We start from the raw sequence: 17,828 nt of genomic DNA, 5'->3' as shown, positions 1-17,828 counted from the left end.
GTGGACGAGACCCGCGCCAGCTTCCGCGCCACCCAGCACGTGCTGCTGGAAGGCATGCTGCTGGCGGCCATCGTGGTGTTTGTGTTCCTGCGCGACTGGCGCTCGACCATGATCACCGCCTTCGCCATGCCGGTGTCGCTGATCCCCACCTTCTTCTTCATGAACCTGTTCGGGTTCTCCCTGAACGTCGTCACCCTGCTAGCCCTCACCCTCGTCGTGGGCATCCTCGTCGACGACGCCATCGTCGAGATCGAGAACATCGAGAAACGGGTGGCCCAGGGCATGCGGCCCTTCCAGGCCGCCCTACAGGGCGCCGACGCCATCGGCCTGGCGGTGGTGGCCACCACCATGGCCATCGTGGTGGTGTTCATGCCGGTCAGCTTCATGAAGGGCATGGCCGGCCAGTTCTTCCGGGAGTTCGGACTCACGGTCTGCGTGGCGGTGCTGTTCTCCCTGGTGGTGGCGCGCCTGCTGACGCCGCTGATGGCGGCCTATCTGCTGAAGCCCAATGCGCATCCCCAGGAGCGCAAGCCCTTCGAGGGCTTCTACCGCAACGCCCTGGAATGGTCCCTCGACCACCGGATCGTCGCCTGCATCCTGGGCGGCGTGGTGTTCGTGGGCTCGCTGTTCCTGGTGCCCATGCTGCCCCAGGGCTTCCAGCCGGCGGGCGACCCCGACTACATCTATGTCGACCTGCAAGGGCCCCCCGGGGCCACCGTCGAGGCCATGGAGGATGTCGCCCTGCGGGTTAGCCGGGTGTTTGAAGGCCGCCCCGGTGTCCGCGCCGTCTTCGCCCAGGTGGGCTCGACCGCCGGCGGCGGAGGCCCCGGCTTCGGCGGCTCCGGCGGCGGCAGCGACCTTCGCAACGGCACGGTCACCGTCCTGCTGGATGAGAAGCGGAGCATCAGCGGCGACGAGCTGAAGGCCCAGACTCGCCAGGCCCTTCGCGAGGTGCCCGACGCCCGGATCACCTTCATGGACTTCCAGGGATCGGCGGGCCTGCAGGCGATCCTCGCCTCCAACGATCCGGCCGCCCTGACCGCGGCGTCCGCCGAGCTGGAAAAGCAGATGCGGACCATCGACATCATCGCCGACCCGCACGCCTCGGCGCCGCCGGTCGGGCCCGAGCTGATCGTGCGCCCGCGGGGTGACGAGGCCGCGCGCCTCGGGGTCTCGGTGGACACCATCGCCCAGGTGGCCCGCGTGGCCACGGTCGGCGACATCGACGCCAATGTCGCCAAGCTGACCGCTGGCGAGCGCCGCATCCCCATCCGCATCCGCATGCCGGCCGACGCCCGGGCCGACCTGGAGCGGATCAAGGCCTTGCGCGTGCCCACCGTCACCGGCGGAACCACGACCCTGGACGCCGTGGCCGATGTCAGCTTCCAGGCGGGGCCCGCCAAGATCGACCGCCTGAACCGTAAGCGCCAGCTGACCATCCAGGCCGAGCTGAACGGGGCGGAGCTGGGGGACGCCTACAAGCGCGTCCAGGCCCTGCCGATCATGAAGAACCTGCCCGCGGGCGTGACCCCGGCCGAGACCGGGCAGCTGGAGGCGCAGCAGGAGCTGTTTGGCTCCTTTGGCCTGGCCCTCTTCGCCGGGGTGGCGATGATCTACGGTGTGCTGGTGCTGCTGTTCCGCAGCTTCTTCAAGCCGGCGGTGATCCTCACGGCCTTGCCCCTGTCCTTCGCCGGCGCCTTCCTCGGGCTGTTGATCTTCAACCTCTCGCTCTCGATCCCCTCGCTGATCGGCTTCCTGATGCTGATGGGCTTGGCGGCGAAAAACTCCATCCTGCTGGTGGAGTACGCCATCGAGCGGGAGCGCGAGGGCATGCCACAGCGAGACGCCATCCTCGAAGCCTGCCGCGAACGGGCCCGGCCCATCGTGATGACCACCATGGCCATGGCGGCCGGCATGCTGCCCACCGCCTTCGCCCTGGAAAAAGGCGCGGAGTTCCGTCAGCCCATGGCCGTGGCGGTGATCGGCGGCCTGATCACCTCGACCCTACTGTCCCTGGTGCTGGTGCCGGTGGTCTACGAACTGGTGGACGACTTCGAGATGTGGCTGCGCCCGCGCCTGGCCAGGTTCATCACGCCACGAGAGGCGCCCGCGGTCGCCGCGCCCGAGGACCGGCTCTAGGTCTAGGCCGCCAGGACGCCCTCCAGCGCACTGACCAGGACCCGGGTCTCGACGGGCTTGGCCACGCAGTCGTCCGTGCCCGCAGAGAGGTATCCGCGGGTATCCTCGGGCTGCACGCTGGCGGTGACCGCGATGATCGGAGTCTTGTCGCGGCCCAGTTCGACCTCGCGCCGACGGATGCTCGAGGTGGCGGTCACCCCGTCCATCTCCGGCATGTGGATGTCCATCAGTATGGCGTCCCAGGCCTTGGCTTCCCAGGCGGCCACGGCCTCGACCCCATTGACGACGCACTCGGCCGCCAGGCCCAGCTGTTCCAGCAGGGCGTGAGCGTGATTGTCCGCGGTGCTCGCGTCCTCGACCACGCGAAGATTGAACGTCAGCACCACCCCCATGGCGGCGGTCGCCGACAGGACTACGGCGAAGGCCAGGGTGAGCTTGCAGGTCCCCGCAGATCGTTCAGGCGGGCGGCCAGGGCCGATCTCCCTGCGCCTGCGCCTCTTGAATCGCGTTCGGCCACGAGGGTCCCCGTCCGGGCGCAGGTGATACGTGCGTTGGACGGCAACCCTCGCCATGGGCTCTCAACGCCGGCTTAAGGCGCAGCCATACGCCGCGAGAAAAAGCGCCGCACCGCATCGGATGCAACCTGAGTCGCTAGGCTCCCGCCAGAACCTCGGCGAACAGCGCGGGGTCGACATTGCCTCCCGACAGAACCAGGCCCGTGGTTCCGTCGCCCCAGGCCTTGACCTTGCCGCTGAGCAGGGCGGCCAAGCCCACCGCGCCGCCGGGCTCCACCACCAGCTTCAGGTTGAAGAAGGCGTAGCGCATGGCCGCGGCGACCTCGGCGTCGCTGACCACGGCGATGTCGGCGACAGTCTGCTGCAGGATGGGGAAGGTCAGCTCTCCGGGCGCGGGCGATTCCAGGGCGTCGCAGAGCGAGCGGGTGGTGGGCCTCAAGGTCTGCCGCGCGCCCGCCTGCAGGGAGCGCAGGGTGTCTTCGAAGCCCTCCGGCTCCACGCCGACCAGGGCGGTGCGAGGCGACAGCGCCTTCACCGCCGTGGAGATGCCCGCCATCAGGCCGCCGCCGCCCACCGGCGAGACCACGACATCGAAGCCGACCCCAAGCGCCCTGGCCTGGTTCACAAGCTCCAGCCCCACCGTGCCCTGGCCTGCGATGATGTCCAAGTCATCGAAGGCCGGGACGACCACAGCGCCTCGCTGCGCGGCGATTTCGGCGGCGATGGCAACCCGGTCCTCAGTCAGCCGGTCGTAGAGGCGGACCTCGGCGCCATAGCCGCGGGTGGCCTCCACCTTCACCGAGGGTGCGTCGGCGGGCATGACGATCAGGGCGGCAACCCCCAGCAGTCTGGCGGCCAGGGCCACGCCTTGGGCATGGTTGCCCGAGGAGAAGGCGACGACCCCGGCCTTGCGTTGCGCATCGTCCAGCTGGGCCAGCCGGTTATAGGCGCCCCGGAACTTGAAGGCGCCGACCCGCTGCAGGGTCTCGGGTTTTATCAGCACCCGGCGGCCCAGGCGGTCGTTCAACGCCGGGCTCTCGATCAGCGGCGTCTCCACCGCATGGCCGTGGATCCGCGCGGCGGCGGCCTGTATGTCGGCCAGGGTCACGGTCATTTGGCGAACACCATGGCGTCGTTGGCGAAGGCCTTGAACTCCAGCGCGTTGCCGGAGGGATCGAGGAAGAAGAGGGTGGCCTGTTCGCCGGCCTGGCCCTTGAACCGGATCTGCGGCTCAATGACGAACTTCGTGCCGGCGGCCTTGAGCTTAGCGGCCATCTGTTCCCACTGGGGCAAGGTAAGGATGGCCCCGAAGTGGCGCACGGGAACCTCCTCGCCGTCCACGGCGCTGGTGGACCTGTGGCCCACCTCATCGGGCGAGAGGTGAGCGACGATCTGGTGGCCGTAGAAGTCGAAGTCGATCCAGTCGGGGCTGGAGCGGCCCTCCGGACAGCCGAGCAGGCCGCCGTAGAAGGCGCGGGCCTCTTCAAGATCGCGGACCGGGAAGGCGAGGTGGAAGCGGGGCAAGGTCATGTTCGCCTCATAGACCCAAGGAAGCGGCCTGGCGAAGCGCCGATTTTCGCTGGCGCGCCTTGACGGCGGGGGCGCCTGGATGCTCTACACCCGACGAACACGACCCTGGCGCCCCAGAGGCCCGGTCGCGGTTCCTAAAATCGGTCAAGTCCACCCGCCGAGTTGCCTGTCGAAGGGCGTGGTTGGATCCCCTCGGCGGGCTGGGAGATCGTATTCCATGGGCAATGTGACAGTTATCGGGGCTCAGTGGGGCGACGAGGGCAAGGGCAAGCTGGTGGACTGGCTGTCCAATCGCGCCGACGTCGTCGTGCGTTTCCAGGGCGGCCACAACGCCGGCCACACCCTGGTGGTGGGAAACCAGGTCTACAAGCTCTCGCTGCTGCCCTCGGGCGTGGTGCAGGGCAAGCTGTCGGTGATCGGCAACGGCGTGGTGGTGGACCCCTGGCACCTGCTGGAGGAGATCGCCAAGCTCGGCGGCCAGGGCGTCCAGATCACCCCCGACCTGCTGGTCCTGGCCGACAACGCCGCCCTGATCCTGCCCCTGCACCGGGACCTGGACCAGGCCCGGGAGGCTGCGGCCGTCAACAAGATCGGCACCACGGGCCGAGGCATTGGCCCGGCCTATGAAGACAAGGTCGGCCGCAGAGCGATCCGGGTTGACGATCTGCGCGACCGCGACGCCCTGGAAGCCAAGATCGACCGCCTGCTGGCGCACCATACCCCCCTGCGCCGGGGCCTCGGCCTTCCGGAATATGACGGCGCGGAACTGCTGGCCGCCCTGGAGGAAATCGCGCCGAAGATCCTGCCCTTCGCCCAACCGGCCTGGAAGCTGTTGGACCAGCTCGTGAAGTCGGGCAAGCGGGTGCTGTTCGAGGGCGCCCAGGGCGCTCTCCTCGATGTCGATCACGGCACCTATCCCTATGTCACCTCGTCCAACACTGTGGCGGGCCAGGCGGCGGCGGGCTCCGGCCTTGGCCCCAAGGGCCCGGGCTATGTCCTGGGGATCGTGAAGGCCTATACGACCCGCGTCGGCGAAGGACCGTTTCCCACCGAGCTGTTCGACGAAGTCGGCCAGCACCTGGGCACGGTGGGCAAGGAGTTCGGCGTCGTCACCGGCCGTCCGCGTCGCTGCGGCTGGTTCGACGCCGTCCTGGTGCGCCAGTCGGTGGCTCTGAACGGCATCGACGGTATCGCGCTCACCAAGCTGGACATCCTGGATGGCCTGCCGACCCTCAAGATCTGCGTTGGCTACAAGCTGGGCGACAAGACCTTCGACTACTTGCCGGCCGGCCTGAAGGCCCAATCGGCCCTGGAGCCGATCTATGAGGAGATGGAGGGCTGGACCCAAAGCACCGCCGGCGCCACCTCCTGGAAGGACCTGCCTGCAAACGCGGTGAAGTATGTCCGCCGGGTCGAGGAGTTGATCGGAGCCCCGGCCGCCATGGTTTCGACCAGCCCGCAGCGGGACGACACCATCATGGTGCGCGATCCTTTTCAGGACTGAGGAAAGCCCAGGCTAGCCGCAGCAGATCGCCGCGGGGAGCGTCAAGGCGATCTTTACGGACAGGCCTCATATTGGATGGAGCGTTCCCAGGAGCCTCCGCACCCGTGTTCAACGAAGAAGGCAAGCTCATTCAGCGCATGGTCCCCATGCTGCAGAAGGTGCTGATCGTTGATCCGGCGCCGGCCAGCGCGCGCCTGCTGGCTGACCTCATGCGCAATATCTCGGCCGGCCAGCTCTGGAACGCCCCGAATAACCGTAAAGGTCTGGAGGCTGCGGAGTTGGTCAATCCGCAGCTGATTTTCGTGGAACTGTCCGGCGACAAGATCGACGGCGTCGACTTCGCCCGCCGCATCCGTCACAGCGAATTCAACTGTCGCAAGGCGCCCATCATCATGGTGACCGCCACCGCCACAGCCGCCGCCATCCTGGGGGCTCGCGACGCCGGGGTGCACGAATTCCTCCGCAAGCCCTATGCGGCCAAGGACCTGTTGCGCCGCCTCGAGGCCGTGACCCTGCGGCCGCGGGACTGGGTGGAGGCGGTCGACTATATCGGCCCCGACCGGCGGCGGTTCAATTCCGGCGACTATACCGGCAAGCTCAAGCGCCGATCCGACATCAAGACCACCCCGGACGCCGCGCGCATCACCCAGGCGCTGAAGATCCTGAAATCGGCCGTCTCCGCGGTGGCCAGCGACCCCAAGCAGGCCCTGCGCTCCATGCAGGCTCAAGGGGTGGACCTGCAGAAGGCCGCCGTAGCAGTGGGCGACCTGACGCTCGTCACCACCGTGGCCGACTTCCAGCGCTATCTGGCCGGCTCCGCGGACCGTGGCGTGCTGATCCCCGAAGACGTGGTCCGCAACGCCGCGCCCCTGCTGGCCCTCCTGCCGGCCGATGAGCTCAGCCGCAAGCCCTCCGACCGCGCCGTGGTGTCGGCCTAGCCGTCTGGCCGCCCGGTCAGCCCTTGGGCGCCACGTCGATGAAGATCGGGTTGGCGTAGAACCAGAGATCGTCCCAGGGGTTCTCGCCCGCGGGGTCCGGGGTCGGCTCGAGTTCGCTGCCGCTGGCGCCCCGAACCCGCAGGTAGCTGCCGGCCTGCACGTTTCGCACCGTGTGGGTCATGGTCAGAATCTCGCCTTCCCGCACCCAGTCCGCCGAGGTGAAACGCCGCTCCACCCGGGCGCGGGGATTGCGGTCGGTGGTGCGATCGGCGGCGGGACCGCTGGCCTCGCTCCAGATCAGGTCCACCCGCGAGACTGCAGGGGTTCGGCCGCCGTGGTTGGCGCCGGCCGGATCGCGTAGCCGGATGGTGATCCGCACGTCCTGGCCGGGGGTCAGGCGCAGGCGTCCGCCGATCTCGGCGGACGGCGCGGCGCGGCTCACCGCGCGCGCGGTGACATCCAGTTCGGAGATCAGGTCGCCGGTGGTGACGAACACCCGTCCATGTCGCAGCCCATCGAGAATGTCTGCGTGGCTGCGGCTGGCCCAGACATAGGTCTTGGCGTACTCGCCGGGCCAGAAGTCGTTGCCGCCCTCGGTATAGTGCCGGTGAGAGTCGGAGGTGGAGGTGACCCACCAGGCGCGCCCTTCGGCCAGCATGGAGTCCCAGAAGCCGCCGAGGCGGGCTGTCATCTGGTCGAACCCACCCAGGGTCGGTGACTTGCTGTACCCGCCGCGGTGACCTTCCGGGTCGATGGATCCGTCAGGCTTCAGGCTGCCGGCCTGATGTCCTGGTGAGCCTTCCATGCCGATTGCGACCGTGGGGGCCAGGTCGTTCCAGTCGCGGAACTCGCTCGGCGTGTAGTGGCCATAGACCCCCATGCCTGTGGCCGAGCGGGACGGATGGTTGGCGATCACGACGGGCGGGGTCTCAATCGCTTTCATGTGCTTGAGCGCGTCGAGCATCTTCGGCTCGGCGTCGCGGCCGGGATCCTGCGGGAAGGCGTCGCGCTTGGAGAACCGCTGCTCGATGTCGAACAGCACGTCACGCTCGTGATGGGTATGGGGAACGATGAGACTGGAGTGGTCGCCACCGGGGGTGTCGAACTCCATGCCGTAGAATTGGACCAGGCCCGGTACCGCGGCGCGGGAGGCCACCAGTTCTGGATAGGCCTGGTCGCGGTTGATCTTGGCGTGGTTGGGGCCGCCGTGGTCGGTGGAGACCATCCAGGCCAGCCCATGCTTCTGCGCCATCTGGGCGTTGGTGGGGATCGGGTAGCGTGCGTCGCCGCCGAGGATGGGGGTGGGCGGGAGGGACAGATCCGGCCCTGGCTCGTAACGCACGCTGAACCGGCTGTGGACGTGATGGTCGCCGGCCTGCCAGGCGCGCGCGGACGCCGGAGAGGCGTGTTCGTGAGCCAGGACGGAGGACGCCGAGAGCCATGCGACGGCGGCGAGGCAGGCGGTTCGGCGCGACATAGGGAACACTCCTGAAAAAACGATGGGGCGCCCTCCGCGAGGAGAGCGCCCCAGCTATTCACGGTTCGTGGATCAGAAGTTGTATCGGATGCCCATGATGTAGCGGCGGCCGAAGGTCTCGTTCTCGATCGGGTGGCCCGGGTCGGCGCCATAGCGCACGCCCGAGTCATCGGTCAGGTTGACCGCGTCGAAGGTCCATTCGAGGTTCTCGTTGATCGCGTAGCGGATCGAGAGGTCGAGCTCCTCGTCATCGTCCCAGTAGACGTCACCGTTGGTCACCGGCACCACCGCGCCGTTGAGCACCTGATAGGCGCCCACCGACTGACCCCATTCGGTGCGGAACTGGTAGGCCAGTCGCGCCGAGAGACCGTACTTTTCGTAATAGACCGAGGCGTTGTAGACGAGGTCGGAGGTCCCCAGCAGCGGCGCCTTGCGGGCCGGCACGGCGCCGTCGGCCGGAATGGTGTTCTCCGAGTCGTTGATGGTCACGTTGGCCTGGACGCCGAAGCCGCCCATCCAGTCGGGGAGGCCGGCGCCCTCGACGAAGGTCTCGGCCGACTGGGAGTAGGCGACCTCGATCCCGCGCAGATAGCCGTCGCCGCCGTTGCGCAGGGTGCTGAGGGTGTAGCCCGAGCGATCCACGCCGGGCTGGTTCAGGATATCCCGCCCGAACACGCCCGACTGGGTGAAGAGCACCCCGGTCAGGTCCTTGTAATAGGCGCCGATGGAGAAGAAGCCGCGCGGCTGCAGGTACCATTCCAGATAGGCGTCGAAGCCCACGGCCTTTTCCGGACCGGCGTCCGGGTTGCCGCCCGAGATGGTCTGGGTCGTGTCGTTGAAGGTGAAGTTGGGCCGCAGCTCGTCATAATCGGGCCGCGAGGCGCCCGTGGTGACGCCGAAGCGCACCTTGACGTTCTCCCGGACATCCCAGTTGAGGTGGGCGCTGGGGAAGACCAGGGTCTCTTCGTTTTCGGCGGTGATGATCTGCTGCACGCCGCCGATGGTGGCGTAGGCGCTGCCGGTGTTCTGCGTGCGCTCGACCCGCGCGCCCAGCACGATGTTGCCCCAGCTCCGATCCAGGGTGCCCATGGCGTAGCCGGCCAGGATGGATTCCTGGACGCGGTAGTAGTTGGCGCTGGTGTTCTGCCTGGTCAGGACGCCGGCCCGCAGCAGCACGCCGGCATAGTCGTCCAAAGCGCTCTTGGAGAAGTAGTTGAACGCGTAGCCCAGATTGATGTCGCCCTGGAACGGCTTGGTGTTGCGGAACATGTCGAAGGTGAAGGGCCGTCCCGCAGCGGTGAGCTGGGCCGGGGTCGCGCCGTAGGTCACTTCCTCGGCCTTCTTGGTGCGCACCGAGTAGAAGCCGCCCAACTTCACCCGCAGGGGCGAGCCGAGGAACTCAAGGTCGCGGCCGGCGTCGAACTTGCCGGTATAGGCGAAGGAGGGGTCGCCCCGATCGGTTGTGGAGATCGCCGTGCCGGCGCCGACAATCGGGAAGGCGTCGATGGAGAACACCCGCTCGCCGCGCGACCGGACGGTCCCGGTCAGGACCGTGCGATAGAGCCGGACCGTGTGGTTGTCGTCGTCGGTGAAGTCGTACTCCACCGTGGGGCGGTCGGTGACGGCGGTGGGGCTGGCGAAGTTGCTCCGCGCCGGGGCGTTCTGACCATCCTCGGTCTGGGTGTAGTTCAGGCGCCAGGAAAGGTCCCAGTCCGCCCACTTGTGCTCGCCGCCCAGGGTGTTGGTCCAGGTGTACTCCGAGGATTCCAGGGAGTTGAAGTTCGGCGTGATCTGCACGCCGTAGACCGTGCCTTTGTCGGGCGTGTTGCCGTTGCAGATGTCGGCGAACCCGCTGGTGGTCTGCGGGGCGGCCACGGCCGGGCAGGCGCCGGTGACCGTGGTGGCGCCGGCATCAAAGCGGAAGATGTAATTGCTGCGCAGTTCTTCGTCTTGGTAGTCGGTGTAGATCGAGGAGGCGAAGACCTGATTGTTGTCGTCGAACTGGTACTCGATCTTGGCCGAGCCGCCGATATTGCCGCGCGTCAGGCGGTAGAGCTTGTTCTCATATTCCCGCGCCCAGCGCCGCGTCTCGGCGCCCGGACGGCCGTCCCGGCCATTGCCGGCGGTCTGCCACGGATCGGTCTCGAAATTGTCGGTCACCATGTTGCGGTGATACTTCGCGGCCTGCAGCACGATGCCCAGGCGGTCGTCCATGAAGGTGTTGGAGAAGAACAGGCCCGCCTCGGCCTCCTCGCCGCCGCCCAGCGCCACATAGCCCAGCGCGGCCTTGGCCGAGAAGTTCATGCCCGGCTTGTCGAAGGCGCTGCGGGTGATGATGTTGACGTTGCCCGCGACCGTGTCGCCGCTCATGTCCGGGGTCACCGCCTTGCTGACGATGACCTGGCTGGCGAGAGCCGAAGGGATGTTGTCGAAGCGCGACGCGCGACCCTCCGGGCTGACCACCGAAAGACCGTCGAAGGAGAGCGTCGTCCAATTGATCTTGGCGCCGCGCAGGTTGACGTAGCGGGCCTGGCCCTGGTCGCGTTCGACGGCGACGCCGGGCAGGCGGCCGATGGCGAAGGCGATGTTCTGGTCGGGCAGGCGGCCGACGGCGTCGGCGGCGAGCACGCTCACCAGAGAGGCCGATTCCTTCTGGATCTGCAGGGCCCGAATTTCGGACTCGGCGATCGGCCGGCCGACCACCACCAGTTCGTCGACATCACTGGCCGCCGCGGCCGGCTGAGCCAAGGCTTGGCCACCTACCGACAGCACCGCCAGAACCGACGCGCCAAACATCAGAGTCGCACGCGACCCTCGCCTCATCGTTTTCATTGAAAGCCCCTCTTTGCTCAGAGGGCTGTATCCAGCGAGAACTTCAGTCCGGCGAAAGTTATGCGTCGGCTTCGTGACGGGGCGCGGGTTTGTCTATGGCGAAGCTAGTTGGCGCTCGGCCGCGGCATTTCGGCATCAGTGGGTCTGAACGCTGAGCTCCGGAATGCGACGCCGCCCTCTGGGGCGGGCGTCGCACTTAAGGTCCGGGGGCCACGTTCAGGCGTTGACGAGGTTCCGCTCCTCGGCTGCGGTCCGCATGGACTTCTGCAGCTTCTCAAAGGCGCGGACCTCGATCTGACGCACGCGCTCGCGGCTGACGCCGTATTCGGCGGCCAACTCCTCCAGGGTCGACGGATCGTCCTTCAGCCGGCGCTCCGTCAGGATGTGACGCTCGCGGTCGGTGAGCTCGGTCATCGCTTCCTGCAGCAGGCCCATGCGCTGGGTCCGCTCCTGGTTCTCGGCGACCTGAGTCTCCTGGCTGACCGAGGTCTCATCCTCCAGCCAGTCCTGCCACTCGCTCTCACCGTCCACGCGCAGGGGCGCGTTCAGTGAGGCGTCGGGGCCCGACAGCCGGCGGTTCATCGAGATGACTTCCTCGTTCAGCACGCCGAGCTTGGTGGCGATCTGCGCCACCTGGTCGGGGTGCAGATCGCCGTCCTGGAAGGCGCTGATCTGGCTCTTGGCCTTGCGCAGGTTGAAGAAGAGCTTCTTCTGCGCCGCCGTGGTGCCCATCTTCACGAGGCTCCAGGACCGCAGGATGTACTCCTGGATCGAGGCGCGGATCCACCACATGGCGTAGGTCGCCAAGCGGAAACCCTTGTCGGGCTCAAACTTCTTGACCGCCTGCATCAGGCCGACATTGCCCTCGGAGATCACTTCTCCGATCGGCAGGCCGTAGCCGCGATAGCCCATGGCGATCTTGGCCACCAGGCGCAGGTGGGAGGTGACCATGCGATGGGCCGCCTCCGGGTCTTCATGTTCCTTCCAGCGCTTGGCCAGCATGAATTCCTCATCCTTGGCCAGCATCGGAAACTTCCGGATCTCGGTGAGATACCGGCTCAGGCCGCCATCGGGCGACATCACGGACAGCGCGTTCGTGGCCATGGATTTCAATCCCCTATTTCCCAGACATCTGGGTCGCCGCGCATGGTCTGCGCGCGTCCGTCCGCCCCCTCAACCAACTAGATAGGTATCGGGTTTCAGCTGCGGAAGGGCGATGGGAGGAACGACCTGTAAGTCCGACTGCTCAACTCAGGTATTTCTATTCCTGCGCCGTGGCGGCATCAAGGCGCCCGGTCCGCAAGCTTTCTCACAGGGCTGAGAGCAAAGCTTCCAGCTTGGCCATGTCGGCCGGCAGGGCGCTCTCGAACCGCAGGGTCTCGCCGGTCACCGGGTGAACGAAGCCCAGCACCGCGGCGTGAAGGGCCTGGCGGCTCAGCCCCGCCTGCGCCATCGCCTCGCGCACGGCAGGCGTGGGTGGTCCCGACCCATAGACCGGGTCACCCAGGCAGGGGTTGCCCTTTGAAGCCAGGTGCACCCGGATCTGATGGGTGCGGCCCGTCTCCAGCGTGCATTCCAGCCTGGCGGCCTGGGGTTTCTTCTGCTGGCCGAACACCGTGCGCGTCGAATAGTGGGTGATGGCCTCGCGGCCGCCGGATTTCAGCACCGCCATCTTCTTGCGGTCGGTGGAGGAGCGGCCGATCTGGGTGACGATGGTGGCCTTGGCCGGCGACGGCGCGCCGCGCACCAGGGCGACGTAGACCCGGTTGATGTCATGGGCTGCGAACAGGGCCGAGAGCCCCTGGTGGGCGGCGTCGCTCTTGGCCACCACCACAATGCCGGAGGTCTCCTTGTCGATCCGGTGGACGATGCCCGGCCGCGCCACCCCGCCGATCCCGGACAGGGAGTCGCCGCAGTGGTGCAGCAGGGCGTTCACCAGGGTGCCGCTGGGGGTTCCCGGCGCGGGGTGCACCGCCATACCGGGGGGCTTGTCCACCACGATCAGGTGGGGGTCCTCATAGAGCACGGTCAGGGGAATGGCTTCGGCCTGCGGTTCGGCGGCCTCCGGCGGCGGGATCAGCAGTTCGTAGTCGCCGGCCTGGGCCTTGGCGGAGGTGTCGGTCAGCACCTTCCCCTCGCGGCTCACCATGCCGGCCGCCATCAGCGCCTGGATGCGGGCTCGCGACAGGTCAGGCAGGTGCTCGGCCAGGGTCTTGTCCAGACGGCCGCCGGCCTCCTCGGCCGTCAGGGTCAGGGCGACGGTCCCCCCGAGCTCCTCTGAGGGATCGTCGGCAGGCAGGTCGGGCGGCGTGACGATCATTTTTGAGCGTCCATGGCTCCCGTGGACAGGCTTCGCGCCAGGCTGGACATCAGAAGTTGGTCCCCCCCGACCTGGGCCGCGCCAGGGCCGAAATCCCGCACGATATGGGCCTGAACTTCAGCGCTGATTTCGCCCGGCTCGGGGAATGGCTTGCGCGTCTTGAGTTCGGCGAACCTCAAATCGTCGGCTTCCCGGTCGCCGGAGAGATCGCCGATCCGCTCGAACACGATGGGGGTGGCCAGCGGGGTGCGGTTGGAATCCATAAGGGCGGTCAGCACCAGGCCGTCCAGCCGTGTCGCTCGGGGGAGCGAGACGGTGTTGAGGATCATGGCCACTGGCGTCCGCGCCCAGACGTCCAGCACCATGGCGAACAGTTTGCCCTCCGCGGGTATCAGCCATCCGTCATAGAGCAGGCCCGCGCACCCGCCGCGAAATTCGATCAGCCCGTTCTCGGCCCGGCGGATCAAGCCGTAGATGCAGAGCAGCCGTACCGGTTGGCCAGGCGCCGCCATAGTGGAGCGCCAGAACCCTTCATAAGGGGCGACACGGTCCGGGCCAGCGTTCCGCGCGGCCTCCTGGAGCGGACCAAACAGAGTATCGAGCACGCTGCCGGCCGCCGCCGCGGGCGTGGCCGGCTCGACCAGCATCGCCTCGACGTTGAACAGCTTGGCCAGGCCAGCCAGATCGCGGTCCCAGTCGAGCATGGTGAAGCCGTCGCGCTTGCCCGAGATCAACCGCGTGAGGTTCTCGAGGTTATGAGACGAGGGAGTCACCGCGCCTGAAACCCATCGCCCGACCAGCGACTTGTCGACCCCCAGTTCAGAGGCGAGGCGGCCTCGACTCATGGAAAGCGCCTTCAGGACGAGCGCCAGTTTTTCGGAGAAGCGGGTTGCAGGAGGCATCGGGCGATGATTCCACACCCGGGCTCGAATGCAACGGTTGCATGCAACCCGGCGCTCGTCGTCGCGCGTCGATGCACCTGATCGGGCCCCGTCGTCATGCCTAGAAGCCTCCCAACAGCAACGCGGATTGTTCCGCAGCAAGGGAAAACTCCAATGAAGATCGCTTTTATCGCCGCCGCCGCGGCCGCCATCCTCGCCGCCGTCCCGGCGCAAGCCGCCACCCAGGCCAATGGCATTAAGTGGAATGGCGTCGTTCTGAACGGGACGAAGCTCAACGGCATCAAATGGAACGGCTGGAGCCTCAACGGGGTGGTCTTGAACGGCATCACTTGGAACGGAATCACCTGGAACAGCCAGGCTCTGAACGGCGGCGCCGTCGATCTCTGCGAGCCGGCCGCTGATCGGACCTGCGCCCCGTCGCTGCGGGCCGTCGTCTTGCCGAACGGCGAGCGCGTCGCTCTGCGCTAGAGGGTCTCGGTCGGCGCGCATCGGAATGCATGGCTGGTTGCATTTCGATGCGTACGCCGCCGCCCGCTGCTGCAACTGAACGCGGTTCTCGGAGATGACTAGAAGCCTTTCAACAACACGGCGGGACTGCCCCGCCCCCTAGGAGGAAACGCCATGAAAATGACCCTGCTCTCACTCGCCGCCGTCGCCGCCCTGTCGATGACGATCGCCGTCCCCGCCCAGGCGGCCACCCATTCCAACGGTGTGACGCTCAATGGCGTCACCCTCAACGGCATCAAGCTGAATGGCGTTAAGCTGAACACGGTGAGGTTCAACGGCTTCACCCTCAATGGCGTGACGTTGAACACGGTGAGGTTCAACGGCGTCACCCTGAACGGCCGCTTCCTGAACGGCCTCACCCTCAATGGCATCAAGTGGAATGGCCAGGCCCCGACCGGCGTCGCGGTCGACGTCTGCGAGCCCACCGTCGCCCACACCTGCACCGCGGGCCTGCGCGCCATCGTGCTGCCCAACGGCGAGCGTGTCGCTCTGCGCTAGGGTGTCACAGCCAGACCGGATCGGGCGGGTCTTCGGGCCCGCCTCTTTCGTTTGAGAAGGATGTTTCGATGACCCGCCTCACCGCCCTGTTCGCCCTCGGCCTGGCCCTGGTCGCGCCCCCCGCCCTGGCGGCCCCGACGGGCGGGCTGGCGGTTGAGGGGACGTCCTTCGTGGTCACCACCGCCACCGCGCGGCTCGCCTCGCCCGATCTCGTGGGCGCGGTGTTCGAGATCGACGACGGCAAGGGCGGGCTGACCCAGGTTCGCATCGACGCGGTGACGCCGGCCAAGGAGAACGCCGCGATCCTGCTGCACACCCTCTCCAGCCGCGATCCCAAGTCCGGCGAATGGCTGAGCATGTGCGACCCCGACGCCTTGGGGCGCCGCGCCGGCTTCCCTCTGAGAGGCCGCTGGGACGGCTACAGGTTCGTGGGCGACCCCAACGCCTGGTTCCTGGCCTGCACCTCCGGCTCACAGGGCAAGTGCGTGCTCTGGGGCTATGACCCGTGGGGCGAAACGCCGGACGGGCGGCCGCTCGCCGACTTCTACCGCACCTGCCAGCAGAGCGTGCGGGCCGACTACCGCGGCGATGGCGCGCCTCACACCAAGAACGGCACGGAGATCGACGTGGCCGATATCGCCAGCGTCCAGCGTCACGACACGGTGGATAACCCGGACTACATCTTCGAGGCGGGCTGGGGCCCCACCGGCGCGGTCTGCGTGGCCGCCACCCGTTGGTCGGACCTGCTGACCGAAGAGGCCCTGCTCAAGGCCTCTCCGAACCTGGGCGGAACCTGCGACGAGGCCGCCGCCCGGGCCCGGGGCGCCCTGATCTTCACCCGGATCAAGCGCCGCTAAAGACCGCTCTTCTCGCTCGAGTCTTCCTCATGGTGGGTGATCGACCCCTCCGTGAAGAGGAACGCCTTGAGCTGCTCGGCGAACTGATCGTCGTTGCGTCGGATCCACTCGAGCGCCATGGCGGCGTGCTCAATCTCCTCGTGCGCGTTGTGCAGCAGGATGGCCTTCAGCTCGGGGTCGTCGCAATCGTCGGCGCGCTGCCGGTACCAGTCCACCGCCTCCAGCTCCTCGATCAGCGAGGAGATGGCGTAGTGCATGTTCAAGGTCTTCTTGGACAGCTTCTCGCGCGGGACGTGAAGGCCTTCGCTGGACATCTCATGCTCCTGTCGTAACTCCCTGCTCTATGGCATGCGGGATCGAGATCACGCGAGCGGGGAAACACCCATGACCATCAATAGGCGTTCGGCCTTGGCGTTCCTTGGCGTGGGCCTGGCTGGTCCGGCTTTCGCGCAGGCGCCGGCGCGCTACGCAGGCGCGGTCGTCTTCAAGCACGGTGTCGCCTCGGGCGATCCCTTGGCCGACCGGGTAATCCTCTGGACCCGCATCACCCCGGCGCAGGCCACCGCCGGCGAAATCGCCTATCGCTGGCGGATCACCCCGACCGGCAAACCGGGCCTCTTCCGACGGGTGAAGACCCTGACCGGCGAGGGCGTCACCAGCGCCGCCCGCGACTTCACGGTGAAGGTCGATGTCGGCGGCCTGAAGCCAGGCGTACAGTACAGCTACGAGTTCGAGGCCAATGGCGTGGTCTCGCCCCCCGGTTGGACCCGCACCCTTCCGGTGGGCAAGACCGCCGATGTGGTGCTGGCCGTCGCCTCCTGTTCGCTGTTCCCGAACGGCTACTTCCACGCCTACAGCGCCATCTCCGCCCTGGCCCGCGTCGACGCGGTGATCCACCTGGGAGACTACATCTACGAGTACGGCGGTCCGGGCTCGTACGGCATGGACAGCAAGGTCGCCTGGCAGCGGCCCCATGAGCCCAACCATGAGATCGTCAGCCTGGCCGACTACCGGACCCGCCATGCTCAGTACAAGTCCGACGTCCAGCTTCAGGCCGCCCACGCCCGCGCCGCCTGGATCGTCGTCTGGGACGACCACGAGACCGCCAACGACAGCTTCGTGCAGGGAGCCGAGAACCACACGCCCATCGATGAGGGCGCCTGGAACACGCGCAAGGTCACGGCCATCAAGGCCTATTATGAGTGGATGCCGATCCGGGAGCCGGCGGACGGCGGGTTCGCCATCAACCGCACTTTCCACTTCGGCGACTTGGCCAGCCTGGTGATGCTGGAGACGCGGCTGACCGCCCGCGACCGCCAGCTCAGCTATGACCGGGACCTCAACGGACCGGACGGCAAGCCTGACCTGCCGGGCTTCCGAAAGAAGCTGGCCGACCCCTATCGTCGGATGATGGGCGAGCAACAGGAAGCCTGGCTCGCCTCGGAGCTGAAAGCCTCGGTGTCCGCGGGGCGCACTTGGCAGGTGCTAGGCAATGAGGTGCTGATGGCCCGCATCGGCATCCCCGACGCGCGCAAGGAGATGGGGGAAGCGGCCTATGCCACGGCCCTCGCGGCTTCCTCGGAACCCGCTCGGAAACGGATCGCCCGGTTTGGGGACTTCGCCAAGATGGAGCTGCCCTACGGTCTGGACATGTGGGACGGCTATCCCGTGGATCGTGAGCGGGTCTATGCGGCGGTGAAGGCGGCTCAGGCCCGGGCCATCGTGCTCGCGGGCGACAGCCACGCCTTCTGGGTCAACGAACTCTTCGACGCTGCCGGAACCCGGGCTGGGGTTGAGTTTGGGACCACC

General features: G+C 67.4%; 16 protein-coding genes. 7 read left to right on the top strand and 9 right to left on the bottom strand.

Annotated features, from left to right (window positions below):
• A partial coding sequence (locus RMO97_RS08160) for an efflux RND transporter permease subunit (protein ID WP_310540222.1) occupies nt 1-2,139 on the top strand: 2,139 nt, incomplete at its 5' end.
• Between the two features lie 2 nt (nt 2,140-2,141).
• On the opposite strand, the gene RMO97_RS08155 is transcribed toward RMO97_RS08160, so the two are convergent.
• The 3 genes from RMO97_RS08155 to RMO97_RS08145 all read right to left on the bottom strand — a co-directional run bounded on the left by RMO97_RS08155 (nt 2,142) and on the right by RMO97_RS08145 (nt 4,184).
• On the bottom strand, nt 2,142-2,711 hold the full coding sequence (locus RMO97_RS08155; RefSeq protein ID WP_310540220.1) for a response regulator: 570 nt from the start codon (nt 2,709-2,711) through the stop codon (nt 2,142-2,144).
• Nucleotides 2,712-2,790: 79 nt separating this feature from the next.
• Nucleotides 2,791-3,768, bottom strand: a complete 978-nt coding sequence (locus RMO97_RS08150) for a threonine/serine dehydratase (protein WP_310540218.1) — start codon at nt 3,766-3,768, stop codon at nt 2,791-2,793.
• A complete protein-coding gene (locus tag RMO97_RS08145; protein ID WP_310540216.1) occupies nt 3,765-4,184 on the bottom strand; it encodes a VOC family protein in 420 nt (139 codons plus the stop codon). The genes RMO97_RS08150 and RMO97_RS08145 overlap by 4 nt, the downstream gene beginning before the upstream one ends.
• Nucleotides 4,185-4,401: 217 nt before the next feature.
• Between RMO97_RS08145 and RMO97_RS08140 the strand changes: the two genes are divergently transcribed.
• On the top strand, nt 4,402-5,688 hold the full coding sequence (locus RMO97_RS08140) for an adenylosuccinate synthase (RefSeq protein WP_310540214.1): 1,287 nt from the start codon (nt 4,402-4,404) through the stop codon (nt 5,686-5,688).
• A 104-nt stretch (nt 5,689-5,792) separates the two neighbouring features.
• The gene (locus RMO97_RS08135; protein ID WP_310540211.1) at nt 5,793-6,626 is read left to right on the top strand and encodes a response regulator; all 834 of its coding nucleotides are present in this window, start codon (nt 5,793-5,795) and stop codon (nt 6,624-6,626) included.
• Nucleotides 6,627-6,642: 16 nt separating this feature from the next.
• Here the strand turns inward: RMO97_RS08135 and RMO97_RS08130 are convergent, their stop codons facing one another.
• The 5 genes from RMO97_RS08130 to RMO97_RS08110 form a co-directional block, all read right to left on the bottom strand.
• Nucleotides 6,643-8,103 carry a phosphoesterase gene (locus tag RMO97_RS08130; protein ID WP_310540209.1) on the bottom strand — a complete coding sequence of 487 codons (1,461 nt, stop codon included), beginning with the start codon at nt 8,101-8,103 and terminating at the stop codon, nt 6,643-6,645.
• 72 nt (nt 8,104-8,175) lie between these two features.
• Complete coding sequence (locus RMO97_RS08125) at nt 8,176-10,899, bottom strand: TonB-dependent receptor (protein ID WP_310540208.1); 2,724 nt, start codon at nt 10,897-10,899, stop codon at nt 8,176-8,178.
• Between the two features lie 252 nt (nt 10,900-11,151).
• Nucleotides 11,152-12,048, bottom strand: a complete 897-nt coding sequence (gene rpoH / locus RMO97_RS08120) for an RNA polymerase sigma factor RpoH (RefSeq protein ID WP_310540206.1) — start codon at nt 12,046-12,048, stop codon at nt 11,152-11,154.
• A gap of 196 nt (nt 12,049-12,244) precedes the next feature.
• Nucleotides 12,245-13,255 (bottom strand): RluA family pseudouridine synthase, encoded by a 1,011-nt coding sequence (locus RMO97_RS08115; RefSeq protein ID WP_310540203.1) that lies wholly within the window; start codon nt 13,253-13,255, stop codon nt 12,245-12,247.
• Complete coding sequence (locus tag RMO97_RS08110; protein ID WP_310540202.1) at nt 13,252-14,298, bottom strand: helix-turn-helix transcriptional regulator; 1,047 nt, start codon at nt 14,296-14,298, stop codon at nt 13,252-13,254. Before RMO97_RS08110 ends, RMO97_RS08115 begins: the two co-directional genes overlap by 4 nt.
• A gap of 12 nt (nt 14,299-14,310) precedes the next feature.
• On the opposite strand from RMO97_RS08110, the gene RMO97_RS08105 reads away from it, so the two are divergent.
• From RMO97_RS08105 to RMO97_RS08095, 3 genes are all read left to right on the top strand, one after another.
• Entirely contained in the window at nt 14,311-14,625 is a 315-nt protein-coding gene (locus tag RMO97_RS08105; RefSeq protein ID WP_310540200.1) for a hypothetical protein, read from the top strand.
• 153 nt (nt 14,626-14,778) lie between these two features.
• Entirely contained in the window at nt 14,779-15,162 is a 384-nt protein-coding gene (locus RMO97_RS08100) for a hypothetical protein (protein WP_310540199.1), read from the top strand.
• Nucleotides 15,163-15,230: 68 nt separating this feature from the next.
• Nucleotides 15,231-16,019 carry an ADYC domain-containing protein gene (locus RMO97_RS08095; RefSeq protein WP_310540197.1) on the top strand — a complete coding sequence of 263 codons (789 nt, stop codon included), beginning with the start codon at nt 15,231-15,233 and terminating at the stop codon, nt 16,017-16,019.
• Here RMO97_RS08095 and RMO97_RS08090 read toward each other — a convergent pair.
• Entirely contained in the window at nt 16,016-16,333 is a 318-nt protein-coding gene (locus RMO97_RS08090) for a ferritin (protein ID WP_310540195.1), read from the bottom strand. The genes RMO97_RS08095 and RMO97_RS08090 overlap by 4 nt on opposite strands.
• Before the next feature lie 70 nt (nt 16,334-16,403).
• On the opposite strand from RMO97_RS08090, the gene RMO97_RS08085 reads away from it, so the two are divergent.
• The coding region (locus RMO97_RS08085) for an alkaline phosphatase D family protein (protein ID WP_310540193.1) at nt 16,404-17,828 on the top strand (1,425 nt) is incomplete at its 3' end.

Origin of the sequence: Phenylobacterium sp., assembly GCF_031425575.1 — a bacterium.
Taxonomy (GTDB): domain Bacteria; phylum Pseudomonadota; class Alphaproteobacteria; order Caulobacterales; family Caulobacteraceae; genus Phenylobacterium.
This window is presented reverse-complemented; position numbering and strand designations above follow the sequence as displayed.

Excerpts from the sequence above, each read along its gene's own strand:
- RMO97_RS08155 (WP_310540220.1), bottom strand. The coding sequence starts at position 2,711 with ATGGCGAGGGTTGCCGTCCAACGCACGTATCACCTGCGCCCGGACGGG.
- RMO97_RS08150 (WP_310540218.1), bottom strand. The coding sequence starts at position 3,768 with ATGACCGTGACCCTGGCCGACATACAGGCCGCCGCCGCGCGGATCCAC.
- RMO97_RS08145 (WP_310540216.1), bottom strand. The coding sequence starts at position 4,184 with ATGACCTTGCCCCGCTTCCACCTCGCCTTCCCGGTCCGCGATCTTGAA.
- RMO97_RS08140 (WP_310540214.1), top strand. The coding sequence starts at position 4,402 with ATGGGCAATGTGACAGTTATCGGGGCTCAGTGGGGCGACGAGGGCAAG.
- RMO97_RS08130 (WP_310540209.1), bottom strand. The coding sequence starts at position 8,103 with ATGTCGCGCCGAACCGCCTGCCTCGCCGCCGTCGCATGGCTCTCGGCG.
- RMO97_RS08125 (WP_310540208.1), bottom strand. The coding sequence starts at position 10,899 with ATGTTTGGCGCGTCGGTTCTGGCGGTGCTGTCGGTAGGTGGCCAAGCC.
- RMO97_RS08115 (WP_310540203.1), bottom strand. The coding sequence starts at position 13,255 with ATGATCGTCACGCCGCCCGACCTGCCTGCCGACGATCCCTCAGAGGAG.
- RMO97_RS08105 (WP_310540200.1), top strand. The coding sequence starts at position 14,311 with ATGAAGATCGCTTTTATCGCCGCCGCCGCGGCCGCCATCCTCGCCGCC.
- RMO97_RS08100 (WP_310540199.1), top strand. The coding sequence starts at position 14,779 with ATGAAAATGACCCTGCTCTCACTCGCCGCCGTCGCCGCCCTGTCGATG.
- RMO97_RS08095 (WP_310540197.1), top strand. The coding sequence starts at position 15,231 with ATGACCCGCCTCACCGCCCTGTTCGCCCTCGGCCTGGCCCTGGTCGCG.
- RMO97_RS08090 (WP_310540195.1), bottom strand. The coding sequence starts at position 16,333 with ATGTCCAGCGAAGGCCTTCACGTCCCGCGCGAGAAGCTGTCCAAGAAG.